A 22,836-nucleotide genomic window follows, 5' to 3' on the forward strand; every position below is an offset into this window, starting at 1 on the left:
ATAATGAATTTTAGCTGAAAGGAGGGGGGCTATGCAGGATAAACGCTTCTATCCGTATCTGTTTCTTCATGCGGGTATTGTGACTTTATGGGTTATATTGGATAGAACACATAAAGGAATTGCGAATGACGGAGCCATCAACTTATTGTCGATTGCCGTCTTGCTTTGTTATTTCAATCTGCTCTATCTTCATGTAATGACATCACGGCGAAAGGCAACAATATCTGAATGTGGCTGGAACCTGCTTTCTGTTTCCTTTATTGCGGCGCTGATGTATGATGGATTTTCCACCTTATACATGGGTGCATTTCTGTTTTTTGCATTGATTATCGGAATAATGCTGGTAAGAACTGACGCAAGCCGGGGTAAAATGGTTCGCTTGCTGTTTGGAATTGCAGCTATCATACTGTCGTTTTTTGGTTTCCAAATTCTCCCTGCTATAACCATGTTAGTTGGAATGTTCATGGGAATTTTCCTTGATTATAGATATATAAATTTGAAACAGGTTAATATTCTTCCGATTGCCCAGAGGAAAGCAAGATATGTCCTCGCTCTTATGATTCCCTTGTTTACAGTCGTACTTTATTGCTTTGATTTGTCCACCCTACAAGTCAATGTATTTTTTCAGCTTATAATGCTTTTATTTGAGGCTTTTGCTGTCATTCATCTTGGCGACATGGAGGCCCGTTACAAGGAGTTGACAAAGTATTATGAATTAACGAACTATATTGCAAATGAGAGGGAAGATTTCTCAAGACTGCTTCATAACGATGTGCTTCAAGACATTGGAGGTGCCAAAAATCTCCTGTCGCTTCGCTCACCAGATGTTGATGAAACAAAAAGGATATTGTCTGATTTGGAATTGCGGGTAAGAAATATGATGAATTTCTATTCCTCTAATATCTTTTCGGGGTATGCTTCATGGGAACATATCGGATATATGCTTGACGCGATTAAGAAGCTGTACCCAAAGAAGAATATACTTGTAGATTTCACGATTGACAGCGAAGCAAGGATTGCTTTGAAAAAAGATAACAGTTTGGAACAGACTATGCAGATAATCAAAGAACTTGTCAACAATGTTTATAAACACGCTGCCGCTACTTTTATTCATTTGGAAATCGCGCTAAATGAAGAAAGTAGACTCGTAATTACCTGTCAAAATGATGGAGCGAAACCAAATGACATTGAAAATATTCTTTCTTCCAAAGGTGGTATGCTGTTCTTGACGGTGTTGATAAATGGGAATGGTGGTAACATTCAGTATTTAGAGAAAGATGGTATTTTAACTGCAACGGCAGTTTTGGGGAGAAAAAATGAAGATATTACTATTTGATGATCACAGGATATTTGGAGAGAGTTTAAGCAAACTTCTGGAAGATTGGGATGAAATCTCTATCTGTCGCTATGTAAGTAATGAAACAGAGTTTTGGAATATTCTTTCCGTAGACGAATGGGACATTGTATTACTTGATGTCAACCTAAGAGAGCAGTCAAAAAGTTCTGGCATTGATCTGATAGAAACGATATATAGTAAAAAGCCAAAAATAAAGGTGGTTATGCTATCCTCTTATGATATGCCAGTTTATAGACAGGAGGCACTTAAAAAAGGCGCCGTAAGTTATATTGATAAGTCTGCTTCTGCTGACGAGTTGGTAAAAAAACTCACAGCTATTAGTAAAGGTCACAAGTCCACTACGCCCCCTTTATTAGATCCCCTGACAGATCGTGAAGCGGAAATTATTAAGGCGATTGGAACAGGGAAAACAAAGCATGAAATAGCGCAAGAACTGTATATCAGTGAACGGACACTTTACAACCATATCCAAAGCATCTATGATAAGCTGGGGGCTAAAAATGCTATCGAAGCCTATAACAAGGCTATTGCACTTGGATATATCACACCCTTAATATGAGTTTAGGCAATAAGAGGGACAGATATATCAGAACACAAGTGACAAGTATGCACATTATGTAAGCAGATAGCAAAAACAAGTATCATTGAACGACTTCATCAAAACAATAAAGAAAAGCCGGGAGCAAAATTAAGTCTGCTTCCAGCTTTTTTGTATTTGTTATTGTATGTGGTTGACTAAGGAATATTGTTTAAGCGTGAGTTTGTGATATTGGGTGTGGTATCTTTAACTATGGGAAACTCCGGTCTCCCATTTGGAAACTGTTTTGTCGCTGACGCTGATCTGCTCGGCGAGCTGAAGCTGCGTCAGATGCTGCTTTTCGCGCAGCGTGCGGATCGCCGCGCCGGTAACATAATTGTCCATATTCATGCTCCTTTTCGTGTTGATTTTTTCTCTGATCACAGCATAACAGGAACACGCGAAAAGAGCAACCTGCGCTGCGGAGAGTCACCGCGCCGAGAGAGGGACAGATGTCAGGAAAGTGTGCTTTTCACGCTTTACAATATGAAAGCATCGTGCTATAATGAAAACAACACAAGAGGTTTGAACGCATATGCGGAGGAAAACCACCACGGGGAACAACCCCGTTTTTCGTAAATAAATCGTAAAAGGAGGGAAAAACTTGAACCGGAAGTTAAAGGATGAAGATATGGATATCCTGTTTCGCGGCATTCTCAAGCTTTCGACCGTGGAGGAATGCTACGACTTTTTCGAGGATCTCTGCACGATTTCCGAGCTTCGCGCCATGGTGCAGCGTTTTCAGGTAGCCCGCATGCTCGACGAGGGCCGCATTTACAGCGACATCGTACAGGAGACCGGTGCATCCACTGCGACGATCAGCCGCGTCAACAAATGCCTTGTTTACGGCTCGGACGGCTACCGCAGAATGCTCGACCGGCTGAAGGAGGACAATGAATAGTTATCAGACACTTTCGGCCTACTATGATCGTTTTACCGACGACGTCGGCTACGGGCAGTGGGCGGATTTTTTCGAGCAGCTTTTTGCACGGGAGGACATCCGGCCTCAGCTGGTGCTCGATCTGGCCTGCGGCACGGGCAGCCTGACGCGCCTGCTCGCGAAACGCGGCTACGACATGATCGGCGCGGACGCGTCGCCCGAAATGCTCATGCAGGCCATGCAGAATACGATGGACTGCTCTCCGAGACCGCTGCTCATCAATCAGCGCATGGAGGAGCTTGACCTTTACGGCAACGTGGACGCCTGCCTGTGCTGTCTGGACAGCGTGAACTATGTCACCGACCCGGACGACCTCGCCGAGGCGTTTCGCCGCGTGCACCTGTTCCTCAACCCGGACGGCCTGTTCGTCTTTGACATCAATACGCCCGCGAAATTCTCCCGTATCGACGGGGAAAGCTATGTCCGCGAGGACGACGGCGTGTTCTGCGTCTGGCAGGCGGCAGTCGAGGACGGCCTGTGCGCTTATCAGTTCGATATTTTTGAACAGGATGGGGACAGCTGGTCGCGCGCGCAGGAAACGCACGAGGAGCGCGTCTACGAGCCGCAGCAGCTTGTCCGCATGCTGGAAGAGGCAGGCTTTACCGAAATCAAAACCTATGGCGATCAGAGCTTCGCGCCCGTAAAGGGCGGAGAGGATCGCATCTATTTCACCGCACGAAAGAGAGACTAACATTATATGAGCGATAAAATTCTTCGCGCGATCGCCCGCAACGCGGGCATCCAGATCAGTGCCGCATCGACGACCGGAATTGTCGAGCGCGCACGCGAAATTCATAACACCACGCCGCTTGCGACCGCAGCGCTCGGCCGCACGCTGACCATCACCTCCATCATGGGCAGTCAGCTCAAGGTCGAGGACGGCTCTGTCACCGTTCAGATCAAGGGCAACGGCCCGCTCGGCACCATCGTGTGCGTGGGCGAGTCGGACGGCTGCGTGCGCGGTTATCTTCAGGACCCGGCCGCTGACCTGCCGCTCCGCCCGGACGGCAAGCTCAACGTGGGCGGCGGCGTAGGCCGCGGCTATCTGATGGTCATCAAGGACATCGGCCTCAAGGACCCCGTGACCGGCACGGTCGCGCTCGTGGACGGCGAGATCGCAGAGGACCTCACGCGCTACTTTGCGGAGAGCGAGCAGATCCCGTCTGCCTGTGCGCTCGGCGTGCTCGTCGACACCGACTGCACGGTCAAGTGTGCCGGCGGCTGGCTCGTGCAGCTGATGCCGGGCGTCAAGGACGCAGACATCGACCGCCTCGAAGCCAATCTCGCAAAACTCGAGCCGATGACGGCCATGCTCGACAAGGGCATGAGCCTCGAGGAGATCATCTCCGCCGTGCTCGACGGCTTCGAAGTGGACTTCCTCCAGACCGAGGAGATCGGCTACCGATGCGCATGCAGCAGGGAAAAGGTCGAGCGCGCGCTGATCAGCCTCGGAAAGACCGAGCTTTCCAAGATGATCGCAGAACAGGAGAAAAGTGAAGTAACCTGCCAGTTCTGCGACAAAATCTATCGTTTTTCGCGCGATCAGCTGCAGGAGCTGCTGACGCACGCGGCCGAGAAAAAATAAAAATAAAAAAATATCGAAAAAGGTGTTGACATTTGGCGCCTGTTCCGATATAATAAACATCGTCGCTGAGAGACACAAACAAAACAGCGACGAGGCCTGGCCCGGTAGCTCAGTTGGTTAGAGCGCTAGCCTGTCACGCTAGAGGCCGTGGGTTCAAGTCCCATCCGGGTCGCCAGTATGCCTCTGTAGCTCAGTCGGTAGAGCAGGGGACTGAAAATCCCCGTGTCGGTGGTTCGATTCCGCCCGGAGGCACCATTTTTTCAAAACGGTGTCGTAGACACTGTTTTGAAAAAATTATACCTTTCGGTTAACACTGAAAGATATAAAGCAGGAACGCAACCTGCTAAAAAATGCGGCTGTAGCTCATCTGGTAGAGCGCCACCTTGCCAAGGTGGAGGTAGCGAGTTCGAGCCTCGTCAGCCGCTCCATATGGTACCATAGCCAAGCGGTAAGGCGTGGGACTGCAACTCCCTGATCCCCAGTTCGATTCTGGGTGGTACCTCCATAAAAGACTGATACTTCGGTGTCAGTCTTTTTTGTCGTTCTCCAGAGAAAATGCAAGGAAAATGTTGACAAAAATCGGGAAAGTAATATACTATGTTATATACAGGATACGCAAACGTATCCGTAATAAAAGGAGGATACCCCAATGAAAAAATTAAAGAGGATTGCAGCGCTGACCCTTGCAGCGGCGTGCGCCGCGACTGTGTGCGCCGGTGCGACGTTCACCGATCAGAGCGACATCAAGGTCGACAGCAGGGTGATCGACACGCTGGTCGAGAAAAACGTCATCAAGGGCTATGAGAACGGCTCGTTTAAGCCGAATGAGACGGTCTCGCGCGCGGAGATGGCGAAGATGATCTACGTTCTGCGCACGAATGGCGGCACAGACGCTGCGACATATGCAGAAAAAATGTCTACAAATTTTAACGACGTAAATAACCACTGGGCAAGCGGCTACATTAAATACTGTTACGCCTATGGCATCGTCGCCGGCGAATCGAGTACGGTTTTCGCGCCGAATGCCCCCGTAACTACGGTTGAAGCGGCGAAAATGCTGCTGGTATACTCGGGCGTTGATGCAGCGCAGGGCGGTCTGACCGGTGCACAGTGGAAGGCCAATACGATGAAACTTGCAGATCAGGATGGTCTGCTGAAGGGCGTAGAGGCAGATATTGATGCTCCGCTGCCGCGTCAGTATGCTGCGCAGATGATTTACAACGAACTGGCGTACAGCTTATAAGAAAATACAGCACTCTGATTATAAGAAAATACAGCCTGAAAAATCCCCTCTTTTAAGGGGATTTTTTCAATCTTAATAAAATCGAAAGAAATTCCCTGCGGAAAACAACAGAAACCTGTGGTAAGATAGAAGCATGGAAAGGGGGAGAGAGAAATGGAAAAGCTGAAGGTACTGGTGGTGGACGACGACCGCGAGATCGTGGACAGCATCGCGATCTTCCTTCGCGCGGACGGCTATGAGATCGAGAAGGCGTACAACGGTCTGGAAGCGCTCGACATCGTGATGACACACACGATCCATCTGATCATACTCGACATCATGATGCCCGAGCTGGACGGCATCAAGACGCTGCTCAAGCTGCGCGAGAGCCGCAACATCCCGGTCATCCTGCTCTCGGCAAAATCCGAGGACGCGGACAAGATCCTCGGTCTGACAGCAGGCGCGGACGATTATGTGACCAAGCCGTTCAATCCTTCCGAGCTGGTCGCGCGCGTAAAAAGTCAGCTGCGCCGCTATACGCAGCTCGGCGCGATGCAGAAAACCGCCGCGCAGATCGTGATACGCGGTCTGGTGCTCGATACCGAGAGCAAAAGCGTAATGGTGGATGGCGAGGCGGTGCGGCTCACGCCGCTCGAGTACAAAATACTGGAGCTGCTGTGCCGCCATCCGGGCAGGGTCTTTTCGACCGAGGAGATCTACCGACAGGTGTGGAATGACGACATTGTGAGCGATAATGCCATTGCGGTACATGTGCGGCACATCCGCGAAAAGATCGAGATCAACCCGAAGGAGCCGCGGTATTTGAAGGTAGTGTGGGGCGTTGGATACAAGATAGAGAGGAGCGAGTGAAAATGAACATCAAGGGGATCTTACGCAGTACGGCAGCAAAATTCATCGCGTTTGCGGGCATTGTGGGGTGCTTCGCGGGCGCACTGTTTCTTACGGAGAACACGATAACGGATTTTGCGACCGATAACGGAAGCAACATGGTCTATCGCTTTGAGAGCGATTTTGCCGACTCGTACTACATGCGTCAGCAGCTCAGCATAATGTGTGCTCAAATGACGAATGCGTTTGAGGATGGCATGGATGCTGCGGAGTTCAGCAGGCAGCATACGGATTTTGCAGGAAACTATTTCGGCCGTATGGGCGATAAGACGATTGGCAATGATGCGCTGACCGAAACTGAGGCCAAAAATTCCGCGTTTTACATGATCGCACGGCCGGGTGGCGATGTGGAATCCAACGCGGAAATTTCCTACGGCTATCCGCTTGAGGTTTACGATGAGGAGACGGACAGTTTCGGCTATTACACCGAGGAGGATGCGGCAGAGGAAGGCTGGAAGTTCAATAAGTTCCATCCGTACCCGTCTAACACCCTGCTGCTAGTGCGCTTTACGGATGCACAGGCGGCGCCCATCAAGGCCGAATGGGAGACGCAGAAAACGCAGATTACCGGCGTAATCAATCGGGTTATCGTGCTGATCGTTGTCGCGCTGGCGCTGTTCGTGTATCTGCTGTTCGCCACGGGACGCCGCCCGGAGGACGAGGAGATTCACTTCGCTACCATCGACCGGCTGCCGGTCGAGGTGAATGTTGTGCTGTTCTGGAGCGTTTTGGGCACTGCGGCAGGCCTGAATATCGCGCTGATGAGCGAGCTGCTGAGCGGTTCGGGCGACCTTTCGTTCCTGCTGCTGCCGTCTATCCTGTTTTTTGTCGCGGCGTTCGCGTTTGCGCTCGAGCTAACGCTGTCGCTCGTGCGCCTGCTCAAGGCCGGCAGCCTTGCCCGCAGGAGCTGGTGCATCCGCGCCTTTCGCTGGTGCTTCAACAAGATCGGCGTGCTGTGCAAGGGCACGTGGCACGGCCTCGGCAGGCTGCGCCTCGCCTTCACGAAGGCCCTTCTCGGCAATTACAAGACGCGGAACGTCGTGCTGCTCTTTACGGCTTATTCGGTCGTTCTTGCCTTCCTCGCGGCTGCGTTCGCAGGAGTGGGCGGCTCGTTTTTTGCGTTCGTGCTCGGCGTCGGATGGTTCCTCGCGGCAGGCTATTTCCTTATCAGACGCATCGACGGCTTTGACCGTATCGTTGCGGCGCTGCAAAGAATGCGCGGCGGCGACCTCGGCTTCAAGCTGACCGACATGCCGGAGGGCGTGTTCGCCGAGATGGCAGAGGATCTGGGTTCGCTCGGGGACGGCATGCAGGCGGCGCTTCAGAATGAGGTGCGCGCGGAGCGCATGAAGAGTGAGCTGATCACCAACGTCAGTCACGACCTGAAAACGCCGCTCACGAGCATCCTCAGCTATTCCGATCTGCTTAGCCAGCTGGAGCTGACGCCGGAGGAGGCGAACGACTACGCGAAGATCATCCATCAGAAGAGCCTGCGGCTGAAAAACCTCACGAGCGACCTGTTCGATATTTCCAAGGTGCAGTCCGGCGTGGAGCAGATGGTCTGCGAACGTCTGGATGCGGTGACGCTCGTGCGGCAGGCGCTCGCGGAGCAGGAGGCGCAGAACAGCGGTCTGGTGCTCAAGGTGACGCTGCCCGAAAGGGAGCTGCCCATCTGGGCGGACGGCCGCAAGATGAGCCGCGTGCTGGAAAACCTCATCGGAAACTGCGTCAAATATGCCATGAAGGGCACGCGCGTGTTCGTATCGCTCGACGCGCGGGACGGGAAAGCGGTCTTTGAGGTGAAGAACACCGCAAACTATGAGATGGACTTCGCCGCCGACGAAATCACGGAGCGCTTCGTGCGGGGCGACGCCGCGCGCTCGACCGAGGGCAGCGGTCTGGGTCTCGCCATCGCAAAGAGCTACACCGAGGCCTGCGGCGGCATGTTCGAGGTCGAGGTGGACGGCGATCAGTTTAAGGTGCGCATCAGCTTCCCGGTTTACGGTTTGTAAAATCTTTTCTGCCGCGCTTGCAATTTGAAAAACAACCGCTATAATAGGAAATGATAAGAATGCTGCAAAACAGCGGCGACAGGAAAGGCGGAAATTTATTATGATGACGACTGCAAGCGAGCATAAAATCGACAAGGTAGAGAAGATGGCCGGCGGCAAGGGTCATGTGATCATCGAGCACCTGCTCGGCGAAGCGGAGCTCGACGGCAAGTGCGGCCTGTACGCGAAGGTAACGATCGAGCCGGGCTGCACGCTGGGCTTCCACGAGCACCACGGCGAGACCGAGACCTATTACATCCTGAGCGGCGAAGGCTCGTATAACGACGGCGAGAAGTCCTTCCCGGTCAAGACCGGCGATGTGACGTTCTGCCCGGACAACAGCGGCCACGCGCTCGACAACACCGGAGACACCGACCTCGTGTTCATGGCGCTGATCATCAAGAAGTAAACAAGGTTAAACGAAAAGGACGCTTTCTGAAAACGGAAAGCGTCCTTTTCATTTGTCGGAAAAACGCAGTTTTTCGACCGCCTTAAAACAAAAAAGCGAACCGGGAGCGGTTCGCTTTCCTGCGCGAAATCGAAAAGGGAGTTTCGATTTCACAAAGAAAAAAGAGTAAAAAGAAAGGAAAAAGAGAGGTGATCTAAGTTAGGATATGCTGCGCTGGCCGCAGCTGCAAGGATGTATTTTATGGGGGAGCGTTTACTTGCTCTTCCTTTTGACAAGTTCAGTATAGCGCGAAAGTTGCACAAATGCAAGCTAAATATTTCGTCATTTCGACTAAATATTCGTTGAGTTAGCGGGTGCTTATTTGACGGCTGAAAATGAGCATATGCAACAAAAATAAAGAGAAAGGTTCGTACAAAACGCTGTTTGTGAAAGTTGAATAATCGACGGCAGGGGACTTGACAAAGCGTGGATATTGTATATAATGAGTATATACAATAAACGGAGGAGGGAGAGCGTGAACATCATTCTTTCCAACACGGACAGCGCTCCGATCTACGAGCAGATCACGCGGCAGCTCCGGGCGAAGATCGTCTCGGGCGAGCTTGCGGCAGGGCAGGCGCTGCCGTCCATGCGGCTGCTCGCAAGGGAGCTGCGCATCAGCGTCATCACGACAAAGCGCGCGTATGAAGAACTCGAACGCGAGGGGCTGATCGTCACGCAGACCGGACGCGGCAGCTTTGTCGCGCAGGTGAGCGGCGCGCGGCTGCGCGAGGAACAGCTCCGCGCCGTAGAGGCGCATCTGGCACAGGCGGTGCGCGCGGCGAAGCAGGGCGGAGTGACCGCGGAGGAGTTCATGGAGATCGCACAGACGGCTTTTGAGGGGGGAAATCAATGAAGAACGCACTCGAAATCAGAGGACTGACCAGAAAATACGAAGGATTTGCGCTGGACAGCGTCAATCTGACTCTGCCGCGCGGCTGCGTGATGGGTCTGGTCGGCGAAAACGGCGCCGGAAAGACGACGCTCATCAAGACTGTTCTCGACCTTGTGCGGCAGGACAGCGGCGAAATTGAGGTGCTCGGCGGACGCGCAGATGATGCGGCGGTGCGTGAGCGCATCGGCGCGGTGCTGGAGGACGGCGGCTTTCTGAGCACGATGAACGCCGCGCAGGTGGACACGCTGCTCGGCAGAGCCTACCGCGCATGGGATGGGGCGCAGTTCGCGTCCTATCTCGACCGCTTCGGCATCGAGCGCCGCAAGGCCATCAAGGATTATTCGCGCGGCATGAAAATGAAGCTGTCCATCGCAGCGGCGCTCTCGCACGGCGCGGAGCTGCTGATTCTGGACGAGGCGACGAGCGGGCTTGACCCGGTCGTGAGGGACGAGGTGCTCGACCTGCTGTACGATTTCATGCAGGACGAAACGCACGCCGTGCTGCTGTCCAGCCACATCACGAGCGACCTCGACAAGATCGCGGACAATATCACGTTTATCCATCACGGCCGCATACTGCTGAGTGAGGGACGGGACGAGCTGATCGACCGTCACGGCGTGCTGCGCTGCACGGAGGAGCAGCTGGACGCGCTCGACCCGGACGCAGTCCGAGCGGTGCGAAAGGGCGCATTTGGCTGCGAGGCACTGGTCAAACGGGACGGCATCCCGGAAAACTGGCCGGTCGAGCCGGTCAGCGTGGAACAGATCATGATGTTTCTGACAAAAGGGGAGGAAGTACGATGAAAGCGATGCTTTTTGCGGACTGGATGAATATCCGCCGCTCGATGAAGGCGCTTCTGTGGGTATTCGCCGTCATGGCAGTCTCGGCGTTTGCCTATGGAGGCAGCGCATTCATACCGTTCCTGGTCACGATGCTGTCGGTCATGGGTCCGGCGACACTGATGAGCACGGATCACGCCTACGGCTGGGACAGGCTCAGCCTGACGCTGCCGGTCTCGCGGCGCGATATCGTGAGCAGCAAGTTCACGGTCAGCCTTGCGCTTAACGCCGCGCTGCTGCTGCTCGGTGTGGTTCTGACGATGGTGTTCAGCGCAGTGCACCGCGACGGTTCGCTTGCGGAAAACCTGCTCGGCCTGCTTGGCTGCGAGGCAGCTGCTCTGCTGCTGATGGGCATCGAATTTGTCCTCATCCTGCGCTTCGGCACGGAACGCGGCCGGTATTTTCTGCTGGGCGTCGTGTGGGTGCCGATCATCGCGCTGACCGCGCTGAAAAACCATCCGGCGTTCAACCGTCTGGTACAGGCGGTCGGCGGCATGGACAGCTGGCCCGTGAGCAGGTTCGCGGCATTCCTCGCCGGCTGTCTCGCGGTCTGCGGAGCGGTTTACGTCCTCTGCTGGCAGATCGGGATCAAAATTTATCAGAAAAAGGAATTCTGAGCAGGCAGGCGGCAGCCGGCCGGATAATCCTCGCGCTCTCTGCATATGATAAGGCAAAGGAGAGGGGAGAATGGGGATTTTTCTGACCGTGCTGCCGCTTGCTGTCGGCGGGGCCGCCGCGGTGCTGACGATGGATGCCATGGCGCAGTACAGTGCGCTGCCGCAGCCGCCGTTCGCACCGCCCGCATGGGTATTCCCGGCCGTATGGACCGTGCTTTATCTGCTGATGGGGGCGGCGAGCCGCAGAGTGCACCGCCTCGGCACACAGGAGAGCCGAAACGCGCTCATGCTTTATTATGTGCAGCTCGCCGTGCATTTCGTCTGGCCGCTGCTGTATTTCCGGGCGCAGGAGTACGCTGTCGCGTTCTGGTGGCTGCTCCTGCTGCTCGCGCTCGTGCTTGCAGCGCTGTCAGCGTTTTCCCGCCTCGACAAAGCCGCAGGCAGGCTGCTCATGCCGTATGCGGCATGGCTGCTGTTTGCGGCGTATCTCAATTACAGCATGATGCGGATGGCATAGACCAATATGCCGAATGCAGCAGAAATGCAACATAATGAACGAGCGCAGGCGTAAAGTTTGCGTTTATTTTTCATCCTTTGGAATTGACAGGATGCGCTCCTGCTGATACACTTAAAATGTATGCGTTTCGTAAAGAGATAATTTAGAGAATGTGAAACGGAGGAAGCGTATGGAATTTGATGTGCTGTCAATCGTGCAGATGATCGGCGGACTGGCGCTGTTCATTTACGGTATGACGACAATGGGAAAGGGACTGGAGCGCGCTGCCGGTTCCAAGCTGGAAAAAACTCTGGAAAAAATGACGGGCAACGTCTTTACCGCTCTTATCATGGGCATGGTCGTGACGATGGTCATTCAGTCCTCGTCTGCGACGACGGTCATGGTGGTCGGCTTTGTTAACGCAGGCATCATGACGCTCAAGCAGTCGGTCGGCGTTATCCTGGGCGCGAATATCGGTACGACCGTCACCGCGCAGATCCTGCGTCTGAGCGGCGGCGACGGCTCGGGCAACCTGTTCATGGATCTGCTCAAGCCGAAAAATCTCGCCTACATCATCGTTCTGGTGGGCGTTATCATCATGATGCTCGCGAAAAAGCGCCGCACGCGCGACATCGCGGACATTTTCACCGGCTTCGGCATCCTGTTCATCGGCATGGCGGTCATGGAGGGCGCGGTCGCGCCGCTCGCGGATCTGCCGCAGTTTGCCGATCTGTTTGCAGCGATCTCCAACCCGGTGCTCGGCGTTGTGGTTGGCGCGGGCGTCACTGCGATCATCCAGTCGTCCTCGGCGTCGGTCGGTATCCTGCAGGCGCTGTCCACGACGGGCGCGATCACCTATTCTGCCGCTATCCCGATCATCCTCGGTCAGAATATCGGTACCTGTATCACCGCGTTCCTGTCCTCGCTCGGCGGCTCGAAGAACGCGCGCCGCACCGCGATGGTGCACTTCTACTTCAACCTCATCGGTTCGATCGCGTTTCTGGTCGCGATCTATGCCGTGCAGTACGCGGTCGGCTTCTCGTTCTGGGAAAATCCGATCGACAAGGGCGGCATCGCGAACTTCCACACGCTGTTCAACGTGACCTGCACCCTGCTGTTCCTGCCGTTCACCGGTCTGCTGGTCAAGCTCGCAAGGTGGAGCGTGCCGACCGGCGAGACGCAGGAGGACCCGCTTGCGAAGCTCGAGCCGCGTTTCCTTACCACGCCGGCTCTCGCGCTCGATCAGGCGCAGCGCTGCATCGCTGACATGGGCGAGGCGGCGAAGAGCAATTTCCACCTTGCGGTCGACCCGATGTTCGGCGGCAGTGCGGCCAGCGAGGAGATCTTCCGCGAACACGAGGCGTTCCTCGACCGCGCAGAGGTTGAGATCGGCCGCTACCTGACCACGATGCACAACGTGCGCTCGGTCGATCAGCGCCGCCAGAGCGCAGAGATGATGCACTCGCTGTCCGACTTCGAGAAGATCGGCGACTATGCGCAGAATATCTTCGACCGCGCCGACGAGTTCCGTCAGGCAGGTCTGAGCTTCTCCGCGACCGCGATGAACGAGCTGCACACCATGACGGACGCAGTCAGCGAGGTTCTCGACATGACGGTCGAGGCGTATGTTACGCAGTCGGTTTCGCTCGCGCGCAGCGTTGAGCCGCTCGAGGAGGTCGTCGATACCATGAAGGAGCAGCTCAAGAGCCGTCATATCGAGCGCCTTGGCGAGGGCGGCTGCACGATGCAGACCGGCATTCACTTCCTCGACATCGTGCACGACCTTGAGAAGATCAGCGATCACTGCTCGAACATCGCGATCTACACCATTCAGCTCGTCGAGGGCGCAGAGGAATTCGACACGCACGCCTATGCGAAGGCGGAGTTCAAGTCCGGTCCTCAGTTCGAGAGCAAGCTGAAGTTCTATCAGAACAAGTACCTGTCCCGTCTGAACGACGCGGCGCAGGCATAAAAACGAACACCTCGCAGAAATGCTGTCTGCGAGGTGTTTTTCTGCGCAAAAAAGCACCGCCTCCATGTGGAAGCGGTGCTTTGCAGTATGCGGTCAATCGTCCGACGCGAACACGCCGGTGATGGCGGTGAACAGCTTTTTGAAGATGTTGCAGATGCGGGCGAATACGCCTTCGTCTGCGGCGTCCTGATCGGAGATGCCGTCGTCGTCATCATCGTCCACCGAGATCTCCTCGGTGCGCAGGATGAACTGAAGGCTGGACGGGGAGGGGTTCATGCTCGATGTGACAGACTCGAGGTCAGCCGAGGTGTCGATGTTGAGCACGTTGGTGTCGTCCTCGAGGTCGGTCTCCGCGTCCTTGACGGCGGAGTGGATGGAGTTGGTCGCGGTCTGCATCTGACCGGATGCGGTCGAACCGGAGAGCTTGCCGAGCGTATCGAGCAGGCTGTCGATCGTGGTCTGGGTGCTGGCGTCCGCCTGACTGCGGACCGAACGGAGCACGCTGTTGGCGGTGTTCATGAGGTCGTAGGAGGTCGAGAGCGCCTTGGTGGTCGAGCTCATGAGGTCGGTCGTCTTGTCGATGGAAGCAGTCGCGGTCTTGGTGAGGCTGTCGAGCGACTCGCGCAGCGCTGGAATATCGGCGAGCATCTTGTTCACGCGGTCGAGAGAGCCGTTCGCAAGCTCGGTCAGCTTCTTGCCCTCAGCGGTGAAGTCCTGCGGCAGACCCTTATACTCGTCGAATACGTCCGCGATGTCCTCAAGGTCCTTGAGCAGGGAGTTCGTCGCGTTGAGCAGGTCGGACATTTCCTCTGTGACACTTTTGAGCTGCTTGGTCATGGATTGCATGTCGGATGTGACAGCCGAAGAACCGCTCTTGATGCCGGTCATGAGTGCGGCGAGCGCCTGAGCGTTGTTGTAGGCTGCCGAGGACTGAACAGCGGCGGCACCGGCAGCTTCGCCTGCCTTAGCCGCTTCGGCCTTGGCTTTTTCTTCGATTTCAGCTTTTTCTTCATCAGACATGTCACGCGTAATGGTCGACATGATTTCAAGATATTTTTTCTGAGAAGCATCTTTGCCAGCGCTTTGAGCGGTCGAAGAGGTCATAGCAGAGACGTAGTTTTTCAGTTCGGTGGAAACCGGGGTTTCCAGATCAAGGTCATCCAGACTGCCCGACAGACTCTTGAGGTCCTTTGTCAGCGCTTCGAGTTCCTTGCTCAAATCCTCGCTCGCGCTGCGGATCTGGGCGATGGTCCAGCTGCTGTTGTCGGTCTCGTCGTCGAGGTCGTCGAACAGATTCTCCAGATTGCCGAGCGAGGTCTTGACGTCGTTCAGCAGCTTCTGGTACTCAGGAATATCCTCGCCGGACTCCTCGAGGGTGGTGAGGATGCTGCTCGTGGTGGCGTTGAGGGCAGTGAGCGTCTCCTTGGCGGAGTTCAGCTCGGGGATGAGCGAGTCGGACTTGCCGGTCAGCTCATCGAGCGCGTTCAGCGCCGCATCCGTTCTCGGGTCGAGCGTGCCGCGGTCCTTGATGAGCTGTTTGCGCACCTGATCGATACCGGAAATGCCGCTCGACATCGAGGAAAGGCTGCCCTGCACGGCCTGCATGGTGCTCAGCATGGAGCTGACGCCGGTATAGAGGTTGTCGCCCGAATTTTCCAGACGGTCCTTGATGTCGCGCATGCTGGACATGATGTCGAGTGCGGAGGTGGTCGCCGGGGTCATGAACATGATGAGACCCATGCTCTCGAAGTCATTCGAGCCGATGCGGACGGTGAAGGTGTTTTCCTCGCCCGGCAGGCCCATGAACATGACGAGCTTGTAGGTGCCGAACGACTGGATCTGTGCGCCCGGCGCGTCGATGGAGAGCGCCTTGCTCATGTCGATGCCGGTCGCGCAGACCAGCATCATGTTGTTCTTGTAGTAGTCGCTCGCGTAGGTGTTCGGCACGGCGTGAATGTCCATCTGAATGGTGCCGCTCGCGCCGGCGCACTGGTCTGCTTCGACCGGAACGCCGTTGAGCTTGTAGGAAACATCGAAGTTCCACGGCATCTGGATGTTGACCGTGTCGTTCGGGATGCACTCGTAGTAGAAGCGGTTCTTGTCGGTGTTCAGCTTCCAGTAGACCGAGTCCTCCTTGAGGGTCGGCTCGTCAAAGGTGGACATATTGTAAACGTCCTTGTAGTCTCCGAAATCCGTGAATTCGGTGTGGCCGTTGAGGTTTACGCCCTTGACGATGCGCGTGTTGGTCGGCGCACCGTAGTAATCCATGTTGATGTATACGGTTTCGTCGGTCTCGACTGTCGGAGCGGCGGCCTGGGCGCACTGCGGCAGCGCGAACGAAAGCAAGAGTGCGGTCGCGGTAACGCGGCGCAGCTTATTTCTTTTCATTGTCGTTTTCCTCCGTGTTGCTCTTATCGTTGTCGTTCTTTCTTGCGGAAATCAGGTCGCTCAGACGCGCCTTGCGGCGGTCGAGCCGTGCCTTCAGCCGCATGCGGACGCGCTTCGGCAGCGTGCGCTTCGCGGTCTCGGGCGTTTCGATGCCCTCGCCGTTATCCGGCTGCTCGGGCAGGGTGAAGCCCTTGCCGTGGAGCAGATTGTTCCACTTGGCGCGCGTCTGCTTGTGGCGTGCATGACGGTTTTCGCGGATCTGCTGATGCAGGCGCAGACGCTGCTCATGCAGCGCGCTGAGCGTCGGCAGCTTGATCTTCATCGCATGGATGCGGTTCATCTTCGCGTGCTTTCGTTCCGCGTGGTCAGGCTTGACGATGAACCGGTCAAAGATCATCAGACACATCGGCAGGAAGAACAGTACCATGATGACCGAAATGAACGCGCCGCGGCCGATCAGGCGGCCCAGACTGGAGATCGCCTCGACCGAGGTCATAAAGTACAGGCCGTAGGCAACGGTCATAACGATCATGCCGGAGGTCATGACCGACTCCGCGCTCATCGAGACGGCGCGGATGGCGGCTTCCTTTTTGTCGCCCTGCGTTCGCGCGTCCAGATAATTGCCGGTCAGCAGGATGGAATAGTCGATGGTCGCGCCGAGCTGGATGCAGCCGACGATGATGAAGCCGAGATACATCGTGCGCTGACCGTAGATGTACGGAAGAGCGGTATTGATGAAGATCGCGCACTCGATCGGGATGAGAACGACGAAGGGCAGGATGAGCGCCTTGTAGGTGAGCGCGACAACGAGCGCGACGCCGAGCAGCGAAACGATATTGACGCGGTTGTAGTCGGGCACGATGATGGATTTGATGTCCTGCGTGGACGGGGTGACGCCGACGAGGTAGGTCTGTTCGTTCGGATAGTATTGATCCACGATGCCGCGGATATTGTCGGCAAACTTGAACGCGTCGTCGCTCTCGCCGGAGGAGCGGACGTTGATGATCACGCGCGCCCAGTTCTTCGAGTGCATGATGCTCGTGATGTTCTCAGGGAGGAAGTCCTCGGGGATGCCCTCGGGCAGAACGGACGACAGGCTGAGCGCGTACTTGACGTAAGGCAGGTCGTTGATCTCGTCGGTCATCGCCTTTTCGGTCAGGCTGCTGTCGAGCGGGACGAGCGCGATCATCATGTTGCTCTTGCCGTAGGCGGCGTTCATCTGCTGCTCGGCCTCATAGACCGGCGTGCCGGGGGAGTTCGCGACCGCCTCGTTGCCGTAGGTGAAGTTCGCCATGCCCTGCGCGATGTAGCACGGGATGATGATGAGCAGCACGAAGATGAACAGCGGACGGCGGATGCGGTAGGCGAAATTGCCCATGCCGCGGCTCTGCTGCGGGATGAACGGACGGTGCTGCGTTTTGGCAACGATGTCCTGAAAGCGCAGGATGAGCGCCGGCATGAGCAGCAGCACAGTGATCAGGCTGATGGTGATGCCCTTGGCAAGGACAACGCCCATGTCCGGGCCGATGCCGAAGTTCATCAGACACATCGCCGCGAAGCCGACGATCGTCGTCATGCCGGAGGCGAAAATGGACGAGAACGCGCTGCGCCATGCGTTCGCCATGGCCTGCTCCGGCTCGATGCCCTGCGCGCGCTCCTGCGTGAATGAGTGCAGCAGGAAGATCGAATAGTCCATCGAGCAGGCGAGCTGGAGCACCGCGCCGACCGCGTTGGACAGGAACGAGATCTCGCCGAGGATAATGTTCGAGCCCATGTTGATGATGATGGCGATGCCGAGAACGGACAGGAACATCACCGGCTCGAACCACGAAGTCGTTGTGATGGTCAGGATGATGTAAATGATGATGACCGCGAGCACCATGACGCGCGCGACCTCTTTGTTGATGGTCGGGCCGAGGTTGGTGTCGGATACGGCGGAGCCGGCGACGAGTCCGCGGTCGCCGACGATCTGCTCGATCTGGCGGACGGCCTTGTGCGTCTGAGAGGACGAGTCCTTGTCCTCGAAGATGACGTCCATGTAGGCGGACTGGTCGTCCTCGTGATAGTAGTCGTCGATGTCGTCGTAGTCGATGAATTCGCTCGAACCGTAGATGTTGGTCGTCATGTCGGCCCACATGACCATGTCCACACCCTCAACATCTGCGATGCGGTCCTTGATGTTTTTCGCTTCGTAAAGCGTCACGTCATGGAGCATTACGCGGCCCATGCCGGGATAGGTGAACTCGTCCTCCATGATGTCGAGCGCCTGCGCGGACGGGGAGGAGTCGGGAAGGTACTTGGTCAGGTCGTAGTTGATGCCGACCATCGGGATGCAGATGAGGCTGAACACGACGAGTATGGTAAATACCTTTTCGATCAGTTTTCTGTGGTTAATGATTAAATCAACCGGATTGTGTCCGTTAAGTTTCACAAGGAAAACACCAACTTTCGGGAAAATAGATATTGTATCGGATTTCTTTTCGTGATATAGTATAGTACATAAGGTTAACGAACACAATAGGCAAATATAAATAATGTGTATGTAAAAGAACAAAGAGAAAGAAAATGTTCAATAACGTGTGTTTAGCCGAAAGGGACAGAGAAAAGCTGAACGCGGTCTGAACGGAGGAGAGGGAACATGACAGGAGCAGTACAGGAGGATAAGCGCATACGGCGCACGAAAAAGCTGCTGCGGCAGGCTCTGACCCGGCTGATGCAGCAGAAGGATTTTCAGAGCATCACAGTAACCGACGTGGTCCGCGAGGCGGACATCAACCGCGGCACATTCTATGCGCATTACCGCGATGTATATGATCTGCGCGAAAAGATCGAGGCGGAGATGATCGAGGATTTCCGCGAGCTGATCGCGGATCTGCATCCGAGCGGGACGAGCAATCTTCAGCCGGTCCTGGCGCGTGCGGTGGATTATCTGGAGGAGAACCGCGAGATCGTCCGCGCGCTCGTGCGCGGCACGGGCGTGGAAGGCTTCGGACGCAAGATGATCACGGTGCTCGAGGAGTGCCATCTGGAAATGCGTCCGTTCCGAAGCGTGGAGGACGCTTATGCGGCGCGTTTTCTCGCGACCGGCATCGTCGGCATGATGGAAAAGTGGATCACCGAGCCGCAGCCCATCCTGAAAAACGAGATCGTCGCGCTCATCAACCGTGTGCTGACGGGCAATCTGATATAATAATGCAAAATAAAGCCCCCGGCAGATTTTCTGCCGGGGGCAAATTCATCTCAAATTTTATTCGTAGCGGAGCTTGACGTTTTCCTGACGGCACAGGTCGACGTATTCCTTCGGCGGTTCGCGGTCGGTGATGAACGCGGTGAGATCCTTGAGGTGGCAGAAGGTGACGATGGCTTCGCGGCCGATCTTGGACGAGTCCGCCATGCCGTAGATGCTGTCGGCGCGATGCACGACCGCGCGCTTGATCTCGGCCTCGAGGAAGGTCGTGTTGGTCATGCCGGCGGTCAGCGAAACGCCGGTCGCGCCCATGAACGCCTTGTTGATGCGCATGGAGGACAGCGCCTCGATCGCGGAAAGGCCGACGAACGAGTCGGTCGTGGGGCTGTAAATGCCGCCGAGCGAAATGATGTTGAGGTTGTCGTATTTGGAGGCCTCGCTCAGTGCGCCGAGCGAGTGCGTGATGATCGTGATGCGCTTTTTCGCCACGAGAAACCGCAGCAGACAGAGCGTGGTCGTGCCGGAGTCGATGAAGATGGTGTCGCCGTCCTCAACCTCCTCTGCCGCCAGACGGCCGATGAGCGATTTGTCCACGGTGTTGAGGCTGGAGCGGATGGGGGTCGGCACCGCGCCCGAGGGCACGGTCGCGGTCACGCCGCCATATACCTTTGTAATATGGCCGCGCATTTCCAGCTCGTTCAGATCGCGGCGGATGGTATTTTTGGACACGCCGAAAACCTCGCACAACTCGTCGATGCTGACGGTTTCGCGCGAGATCACATACTGCTCTATGGAGTTCAATCGGCTGACCTTCATTTTCATGCTGCTCCTTGAAAAATATCCAAACAAGTCCACAATGTACCTTTATAGTTTATCAAATTATGCGCAAGTTGTCTACTGCACAGAAAGCCAGAAATCAGGGGTAAAATTTGGTGAAAAAGCAAAGAGACAGGCGGTGCAGGATGAAAAACTGGTGAAAATAACGAAAACACAGGGGTTTAAGGGCCGTAAAATTTTATTTCGAAAAATAAAAAAGGTGAGATGATGGGTAAGTTGTGGTTTTTCGTGACTGCACGAATATACAGAAAAGTGCAGAGTTTCGCAGCAAATGGCGGAAAACAGGCAGAGAAGCCCCGGGATTTTCTGTAAAAAGGACGGAAAACGCGAGACGGGAGATGGATAAAAAAATACGTTTTTTTCGCATTTCCGCGGAAAATCGACGCAGCAGCGGCAGAGGAGAGCGGAATTTTTATCTGAAAAAACACGATTTTCGGTTGAAATCTGAGCGGTTTGGTGATACACTGTAATCGTATACAGCGGTAAGGCGCCGCTGTGCGCCGGCGCGGCACACTGCGTCACGGCGCGATAAGAGAAAATACTTATGAATTAGGCAGGTGTATGCAATGCAGAAAGCAGAAAAGATGCAGGAGCTTCGCGTATTTGCTCAGGAAATCCGTGTGGAGACCCTGAAGACCGTCGGTTCGCTTGGCTTCGGCCATGTACCGGGTGCAATGTCCGTTATCGACGCGCTGGCAGTTCTGTACGGTGAGGTTATGAAGGTAGATCCGAAGAACCCGCACTGGGAGGATCGTGACTGGTGCGTACTGTCCAAGGGCCACGCAGGTCCGGCTATGTACGCTACCCTCGGCCTGAAGGGCTTCTATCCGGTCGAGGAGGCTTATACCCTCAACCAGCCGCACACCAACTTCCCGTCCCATACCGACCGTACCAAGACCCCGGGCGTTGACCTGACCACCGGCTCTCTGGGCCAGGGCATGTCTACCGCTACCGGCGCCGCTCTTGGCAACAAGCTCGACGGCCGTGACAACCACGTATTCGTATTCGTCGGCGACGGCGAGTGCGACGAGGGTCAGGTTTGGGAGGCAGCTCAGTTCGCTGCTCACTACAAGCTCGACAACCTCATTTGCTTCGTAGACGACAACAAGTATCAGCTCGACGGTGCAGTTGACAAGGTCATGAGCCATGGCAAGGGCATCGGCGCCAAGTTTGACGCTTTTGGCTGGAACGTAATCGAGCTTCAGGACGGCAACGACGTAGAGCAGATCTACGACGCAATCCAGCTCGCTTACGACACCAAGGGCAAGCCGACCTGCATTGTGCTGAATACCGTTAAGGGCCTCGGCGCAACGTTCGCTGAAGGCACCGGCGCGCACTCCTCTCAGCCGAGCAAGGAGCAGTGGGATGAAGCCATTGCTGCTGCTGAGAAGAAGCTCGCAGAGATCAAGGCACAGTAAGGGAGGTAATAAACATGAGCTTTACTCTGATTGGCAAGCACGAGAAGGACTCTCGTAACAACCGTGATGGTTTCGTTACCGCTATGCTGGACCTCATGGAGAAGGACAGCAAGGTAATGCACGTAGACTGCGACCTTGAGAACTGCATCAACACCGGCAAGCTGGCAAAGGCTTTCCCGGAGCAGACCGTAAACGCAGGTATCGCAGAGGCTAACGCTATGGGCGTTGCAGCAGGTCTGGCCGCTACCGGCCGCACCGTATTCATGCACTCCTTCGGCTGCTTCGCATCCCGCCGTGCATTTGACCAGGCTTTCATGTCCGCAGCTTACGCTAAGCTACCGGTACACGTGATCGGCTCTGACCCCGGCGTATGCGCTGCATACAACGGCGGCACCCATATGCCGTTCGAGGACTGCGCTCTGTACATGTCCGTACCGGAAGCAGTCGTTATCGACCCGGTTGACTACGCTCAGATCAACTGCCTGACCAAGAAGCTGGCAGCATCCGGCAAGTTCTCCTACATGCGCATGATCCGCAAGGGCTTCACCACCGTTTACGGCGACGGCTCTGACTTCGAGATCGGCAAGGGCGTTACCCTGAAGGAAGGCAAGAACGTTGCTATCATCGCTTCCGGCATCATGGTCGACGAGGCTCTGAAGGCTCAGGAGCAGCTGGCTGCTGAGGGTATCTCCGCCAAGGTCATCGATATGTTCACCTGGAAGCCGCTCGACGAGCAGCTCATCCTCGACTCCGCTGCTGAGTGCGGCGCTATCGTAACCGCTGAGAACCATCAGGTCAAGGTTGGTCTGGGTTCTGCTGTTGCTAACGTTGTTATCAAGAACAACCCGGTTCCGATGGAGATGGTAGGCGTAGAGGATCGCTTCGGTCAGGTAGGCGCTGAGTCCTTCCTGCGCGAGGAGTACGGTCTGACCGCTGCTCACATCGTAGAGGCTGCTAAGAAGGCAATCGCTCGCAAGAACGGTTAATTTCCTTCCGCAGATACGCGAAGTAAATATTTGCATCGAAAGCGCTCCGGCTTTGCCGGAGCGCTTTTTTGCCGTTACTTTGCACAGAAGCAAGCGCAGATTTTGCATGGTC

General features: G+C 55.3%; 21 protein-coding genes and 4 tRNA genes. 21 read left to right on the top strand and 4 right to left on the bottom strand.

Annotation, left to right across the window (positions count from 1 at the left end; all coding sequences use genetic code 11):
* The first annotated feature begins 31 nt into the window (after window positions 1-31).
* On the top strand, window positions 32-1,336 hold the full coding sequence (locus H8S02_RS11235; protein WP_186970590.1) for a sensor histidine kinase: 1,305 nt from the start codon (window positions 32-34) through the stop codon (window positions 1,334-1,336).
* Window positions 1,317-1,916 (top strand): response regulator transcription factor, encoded by a 600-nt coding sequence (locus tag H8S02_RS12720; RefSeq protein WP_009243057.1) that lies wholly within the window; start codon window positions 1,317-1,319, stop codon window positions 1,914-1,916. Before H8S02_RS11235 ends, H8S02_RS12720 begins: the two co-directional genes overlap by 20 nt.
* 225 nt (window positions 1,917-2,141) lie before the next feature.
* On the opposite strand, the gene H8S02_RS11245 is transcribed toward H8S02_RS12720, so the two are convergent.
* Window positions 2,142-2,279, bottom strand: coding sequence for a helix-turn-helix transcriptional regulator (locus H8S02_RS11245; RefSeq protein WP_186970591.1), 138 nt, complete (start codon window positions 2,277-2,279; stop codon window positions 2,142-2,144).
* A 259-nt stretch (window positions 2,280-2,538) separates the two neighbouring features.
* Between H8S02_RS11245 and H8S02_RS11250 the strand changes: the two genes are divergently transcribed.
* From H8S02_RS11250 to H8S02_RS11325, 16 genes are all read left to right on the top strand, one after another.
* Entirely contained in the window at window positions 2,539-2,835 is a 297-nt protein-coding gene (locus H8S02_RS11250; RefSeq protein ID WP_118686551.1) for a YerC/YecD family TrpR-related protein, read from the top strand.
* Entirely contained in the window at window positions 2,828-3,565 is a 738-nt protein-coding gene (locus tag H8S02_RS11255) for a class I SAM-dependent DNA methyltransferase (RefSeq protein WP_186970592.1), read from the top strand. The genes H8S02_RS11250 and H8S02_RS11255 overlap by 8 nt, the downstream gene beginning before the upstream one ends.
* A 6-nt stretch (window positions 3,566-3,571) precedes the next feature.
* Window positions 3,572-4,459 (top strand): Hsp33 family molecular chaperone HslO, encoded by an 888-nt coding sequence (hslO, locus tag H8S02_RS11260; protein WP_186970593.1) that lies wholly within the window; start codon window positions 3,572-3,574, stop codon window positions 4,457-4,459.
* A gap of 98 nt (window positions 4,460-4,557) precedes the next feature.
* Window positions 4,558-4,634: transfer RNA gene (locus tag H8S02_RS11265), tRNA-Asp, on the top strand.
* A gap of 4 nt (window positions 4,635-4,638) precedes the next feature.
* Window positions 4,639-4,714: transfer RNA gene (locus H8S02_RS11270), tRNA-Phe, on the top strand.
* A gap of 97 nt (window positions 4,715-4,811) precedes the next feature.
* Window positions 4,812-4,887 (top strand) — tRNA-Gly (locus H8S02_RS11275).
* Between the two features lie 3 nt (window positions 4,888-4,890).
* Window positions 4,891-4,964: transfer RNA gene (locus H8S02_RS11280), tRNA-Cys, on the top strand.
* 144 nt (window positions 4,965-5,108) lie between these two features.
* Complete coding sequence (locus tag H8S02_RS11285) at window positions 5,109-5,702, top strand: S-layer homology domain-containing protein (RefSeq protein ID WP_186970594.1); 594 nt, start codon at window positions 5,109-5,111, stop codon at window positions 5,700-5,702.
* Between the two features lie 162 nt (window positions 5,703-5,864).
* The gene (locus H8S02_RS11290; protein ID WP_407926409.1) at window positions 5,865-6,551 is read left to right on the top strand and encodes a response regulator transcription factor; all 687 of its coding nucleotides are present in this window, start codon (window positions 5,865-5,867) and stop codon (window positions 6,549-6,551) included.
* A gap of 2 nt (window positions 6,552-6,553) precedes the next feature.
* Window positions 6,554-8,602, top strand: a complete 2,049-nt coding sequence (locus H8S02_RS11295) for a sensor histidine kinase (protein ID WP_186970596.1) — start codon at window positions 6,554-6,556, stop codon at window positions 8,600-8,602.
* Between the two features lie 100 nt (window positions 8,603-8,702).
* On the top strand, window positions 8,703-9,050 hold the full coding sequence (locus H8S02_RS11300) for a cupin domain-containing protein (RefSeq protein ID WP_243166511.1): 348 nt from the start codon (window positions 8,703-8,705) through the stop codon (window positions 9,048-9,050).
* 514 nt (window positions 9,051-9,564) lie between these two features.
* The gene (locus H8S02_RS11305; protein ID WP_186970597.1) at window positions 9,565-9,945 is read left to right on the top strand and encodes a GntR family transcriptional regulator; all 381 of its coding nucleotides are present in this window, start codon (window positions 9,565-9,567) and stop codon (window positions 9,943-9,945) included.
* Complete coding sequence (locus H8S02_RS11310; protein ID WP_186970598.1) at window positions 9,942-10,787, top strand: ABC transporter ATP-binding protein; 846 nt, start codon at window positions 9,942-9,944, stop codon at window positions 10,785-10,787. The genes H8S02_RS11305 and H8S02_RS11310 overlap by 4 nt, the downstream gene beginning before the upstream one ends.
* Window positions 10,784-11,440, top strand: coding sequence for an ABC-2 transporter permease (locus H8S02_RS11315; protein ID WP_186970599.1), 657 nt, complete (start codon window positions 10,784-10,786; stop codon window positions 11,438-11,440). The genes H8S02_RS11310 and H8S02_RS11315 overlap by 4 nt, the downstream gene beginning before the upstream one ends.
* A gap of 70 nt (window positions 11,441-11,510) precedes the next feature.
* On the top strand, window positions 11,511-11,957 hold the full coding sequence (locus H8S02_RS11320; protein WP_186970600.1) for a TspO/MBR family protein: 447 nt from the start codon (window positions 11,511-11,513) through the stop codon (window positions 11,955-11,957).
* A 169-nt stretch (window positions 11,958-12,126) separates the two neighbouring features.
* Window positions 12,127-13,908, top strand: coding sequence for a Na/Pi cotransporter family protein (locus H8S02_RS11325; protein ID WP_186970601.1), 1,782 nt, complete (start codon window positions 12,127-12,129; stop codon window positions 13,906-13,908).
* Window positions 13,909-14,001: 93 nt separating this feature from the next.
* On the opposite strand, the gene H8S02_RS11330 is transcribed toward H8S02_RS11325, so the two are convergent.
* Together H8S02_RS11330 and H8S02_RS11335 are read right to left on the bottom strand one after the other, a co-directional pair.
* Window positions 14,002-16,296 carry an Mce/MlaD family protein gene (locus H8S02_RS11330; RefSeq protein ID WP_186970602.1) on the bottom strand — a complete coding sequence of 765 codons (2,295 nt, stop codon included), beginning with the start codon at window positions 16,294-16,296 and terminating at the stop codon, window positions 14,002-14,004.
* Window positions 16,283-18,727: an efflux RND transporter permease subunit gene (locus H8S02_RS11335; protein ID WP_330601957.1), complete on the bottom strand. Its 2,445-nt coding sequence runs from the start codon at window positions 18,725-18,727 to the stop codon at window positions 16,283-16,285. Before H8S02_RS11335 ends, H8S02_RS11330 begins: the two co-directional genes overlap by 14 nt.
* A gap of 207 nt (window positions 18,728-18,934) precedes the next feature.
* On the opposite strand from H8S02_RS11335, the gene H8S02_RS11340 reads away from it, so the two are divergent.
* Window positions 18,935-19,486: a TetR/AcrR family transcriptional regulator gene (locus H8S02_RS11340; RefSeq protein ID WP_186970603.1), complete on the top strand. Its 552-nt coding sequence runs from the start codon at window positions 18,935-18,937 to the stop codon at window positions 19,484-19,486.
* A gap of 57 nt (window positions 19,487-19,543) precedes the next feature.
* On the opposite strand, the gene H8S02_RS11345 is transcribed toward H8S02_RS11340, so the two are convergent.
* Window positions 19,544-20,299, bottom strand: a complete 756-nt coding sequence (locus H8S02_RS11345; RefSeq protein ID WP_186970604.1) for a DeoR/GlpR family DNA-binding transcription regulator — start codon at window positions 20,297-20,299, stop codon at window positions 19,544-19,546.
* 587 nt (window positions 20,300-20,886) lie between these two features.
* Between H8S02_RS11345 and H8S02_RS11350 the strand changes: the two genes are divergently transcribed.
* Entirely contained in the window at window positions 20,887-21,738 is an 852-nt protein-coding gene (locus tag H8S02_RS11350; RefSeq protein WP_186970605.1) for a transketolase, read from the top strand.
* A 14-nt stretch (window positions 21,739-21,752) separates the two neighbouring features.
* A complete protein-coding gene (locus H8S02_RS11355; RefSeq protein ID WP_186970606.1) occupies window positions 21,753-22,724 on the top strand; it encodes a transketolase family protein in 972 nt (323 codons plus the stop codon).
* Window positions 22,725-22,836 lie beyond the last annotated feature (112 nt).

This window comes from Agathobaculum hominis (assembly GCF_014288055.1).
In the GTDB taxonomy this organism is placed as follows: Bacteria; Bacillota; Clostridia; order Oscillospirales; family Butyricicoccaceae; genus Agathobaculum; species Agathobaculum hominis.

Excerpts from the sequence above, each read along its gene's own strand:
- H8S02_RS11350 (WP_186970605.1), top strand. The coding sequence starts at position 20,887 with ATGCAGAAAGCAGAAAAGATGCAGGAGCTTCGCGTATTTGCTCAGGAA.
- H8S02_RS11340 (WP_186970603.1), top strand. The coding sequence starts at position 18,935 with ATGACAGGAGCAGTACAGGAGGATAAGCGCATACGGCGCACGAAAAAG.
- H8S02_RS11325 (WP_186970601.1), top strand. The coding sequence starts at position 12,127 with ATGGAATTTGATGTGCTGTCAATCGTGCAGATGATCGGCGGACTGGCG.
- H8S02_RS11235 (WP_186970590.1), top strand. The coding sequence starts at position 32 with ATGCAGGATAAACGCTTCTATCCGTATCTGTTTCTTCATGCGGGTATT.
- H8S02_RS12720 (WP_009243057.1), top strand. The coding sequence starts at position 1,317 with ATGAAGATATTACTATTTGATGATCACAGGATATTTGGAGAGAGTTTA.
- H8S02_RS11285 (WP_186970594.1), top strand. The coding sequence starts at position 5,109 with ATGAAAAAATTAAAGAGGATTGCAGCGCTGACCCTTGCAGCGGCGTGC.
- hslO (WP_186970593.1), top strand. The coding sequence starts at position 3,572 with ATGAGCGATAAAATTCTTCGCGCGATCGCCCGCAACGCGGGCATCCAG.
- H8S02_RS11320 (WP_186970600.1), top strand. The coding sequence starts at position 11,511 with ATGGGGATTTTTCTGACCGTGCTGCCGCTTGCTGTCGGCGGGGCCGCC.
- H8S02_RS11295 (WP_186970596.1), top strand. The coding sequence starts at position 6,554 with ATGAACATCAAGGGGATCTTACGCAGTACGGCAGCAAAATTCATCGCG.
- H8S02_RS11315 (WP_186970599.1), top strand. The coding sequence starts at position 10,784 with ATGAAAGCGATGCTTTTTGCGGACTGGATGAATATCCGCCGCTCGATG.
- H8S02_RS11310 (WP_186970598.1), top strand. The coding sequence starts at position 9,942 with ATGAAGAACGCACTCGAAATCAGAGGACTGACCAGAAAATACGAAGGA.
- H8S02_RS11330 (WP_186970602.1), bottom strand. The coding sequence starts at position 16,296 with ATGAAAAGAAATAAGCTGCGCCGCGTTACCGCGACCGCACTCTTGCTT.
- H8S02_RS11355 (WP_186970606.1), top strand. The coding sequence starts at position 21,753 with ATGAGCTTTACTCTGATTGGCAAGCACGAGAAGGACTCTCGTAACAAC.
- H8S02_RS11255 (WP_186970592.1), top strand. The coding sequence starts at position 2,828 with ATGAATAGTTATCAGACACTTTCGGCCTACTATGATCGTTTTACCGAC.
- H8S02_RS11300 (WP_243166511.1), top strand. The coding sequence starts at position 8,703 with ATGATGACGACTGCAAGCGAGCATAAAATCGACAAGGTAGAGAAGATG.
- H8S02_RS11345 (WP_186970604.1), bottom strand. The coding sequence starts at position 20,299 with ATGAAGGTCAGCCGATTGAACTCCATAGAGCAGTATGTGATCTCGCGC.
- H8S02_RS11245 (WP_186970591.1), bottom strand. The coding sequence starts at position 2,279 with ATGGACAATTATGTTACCGGCGCGGCGATCCGCACGCTGCGCGAAAAG.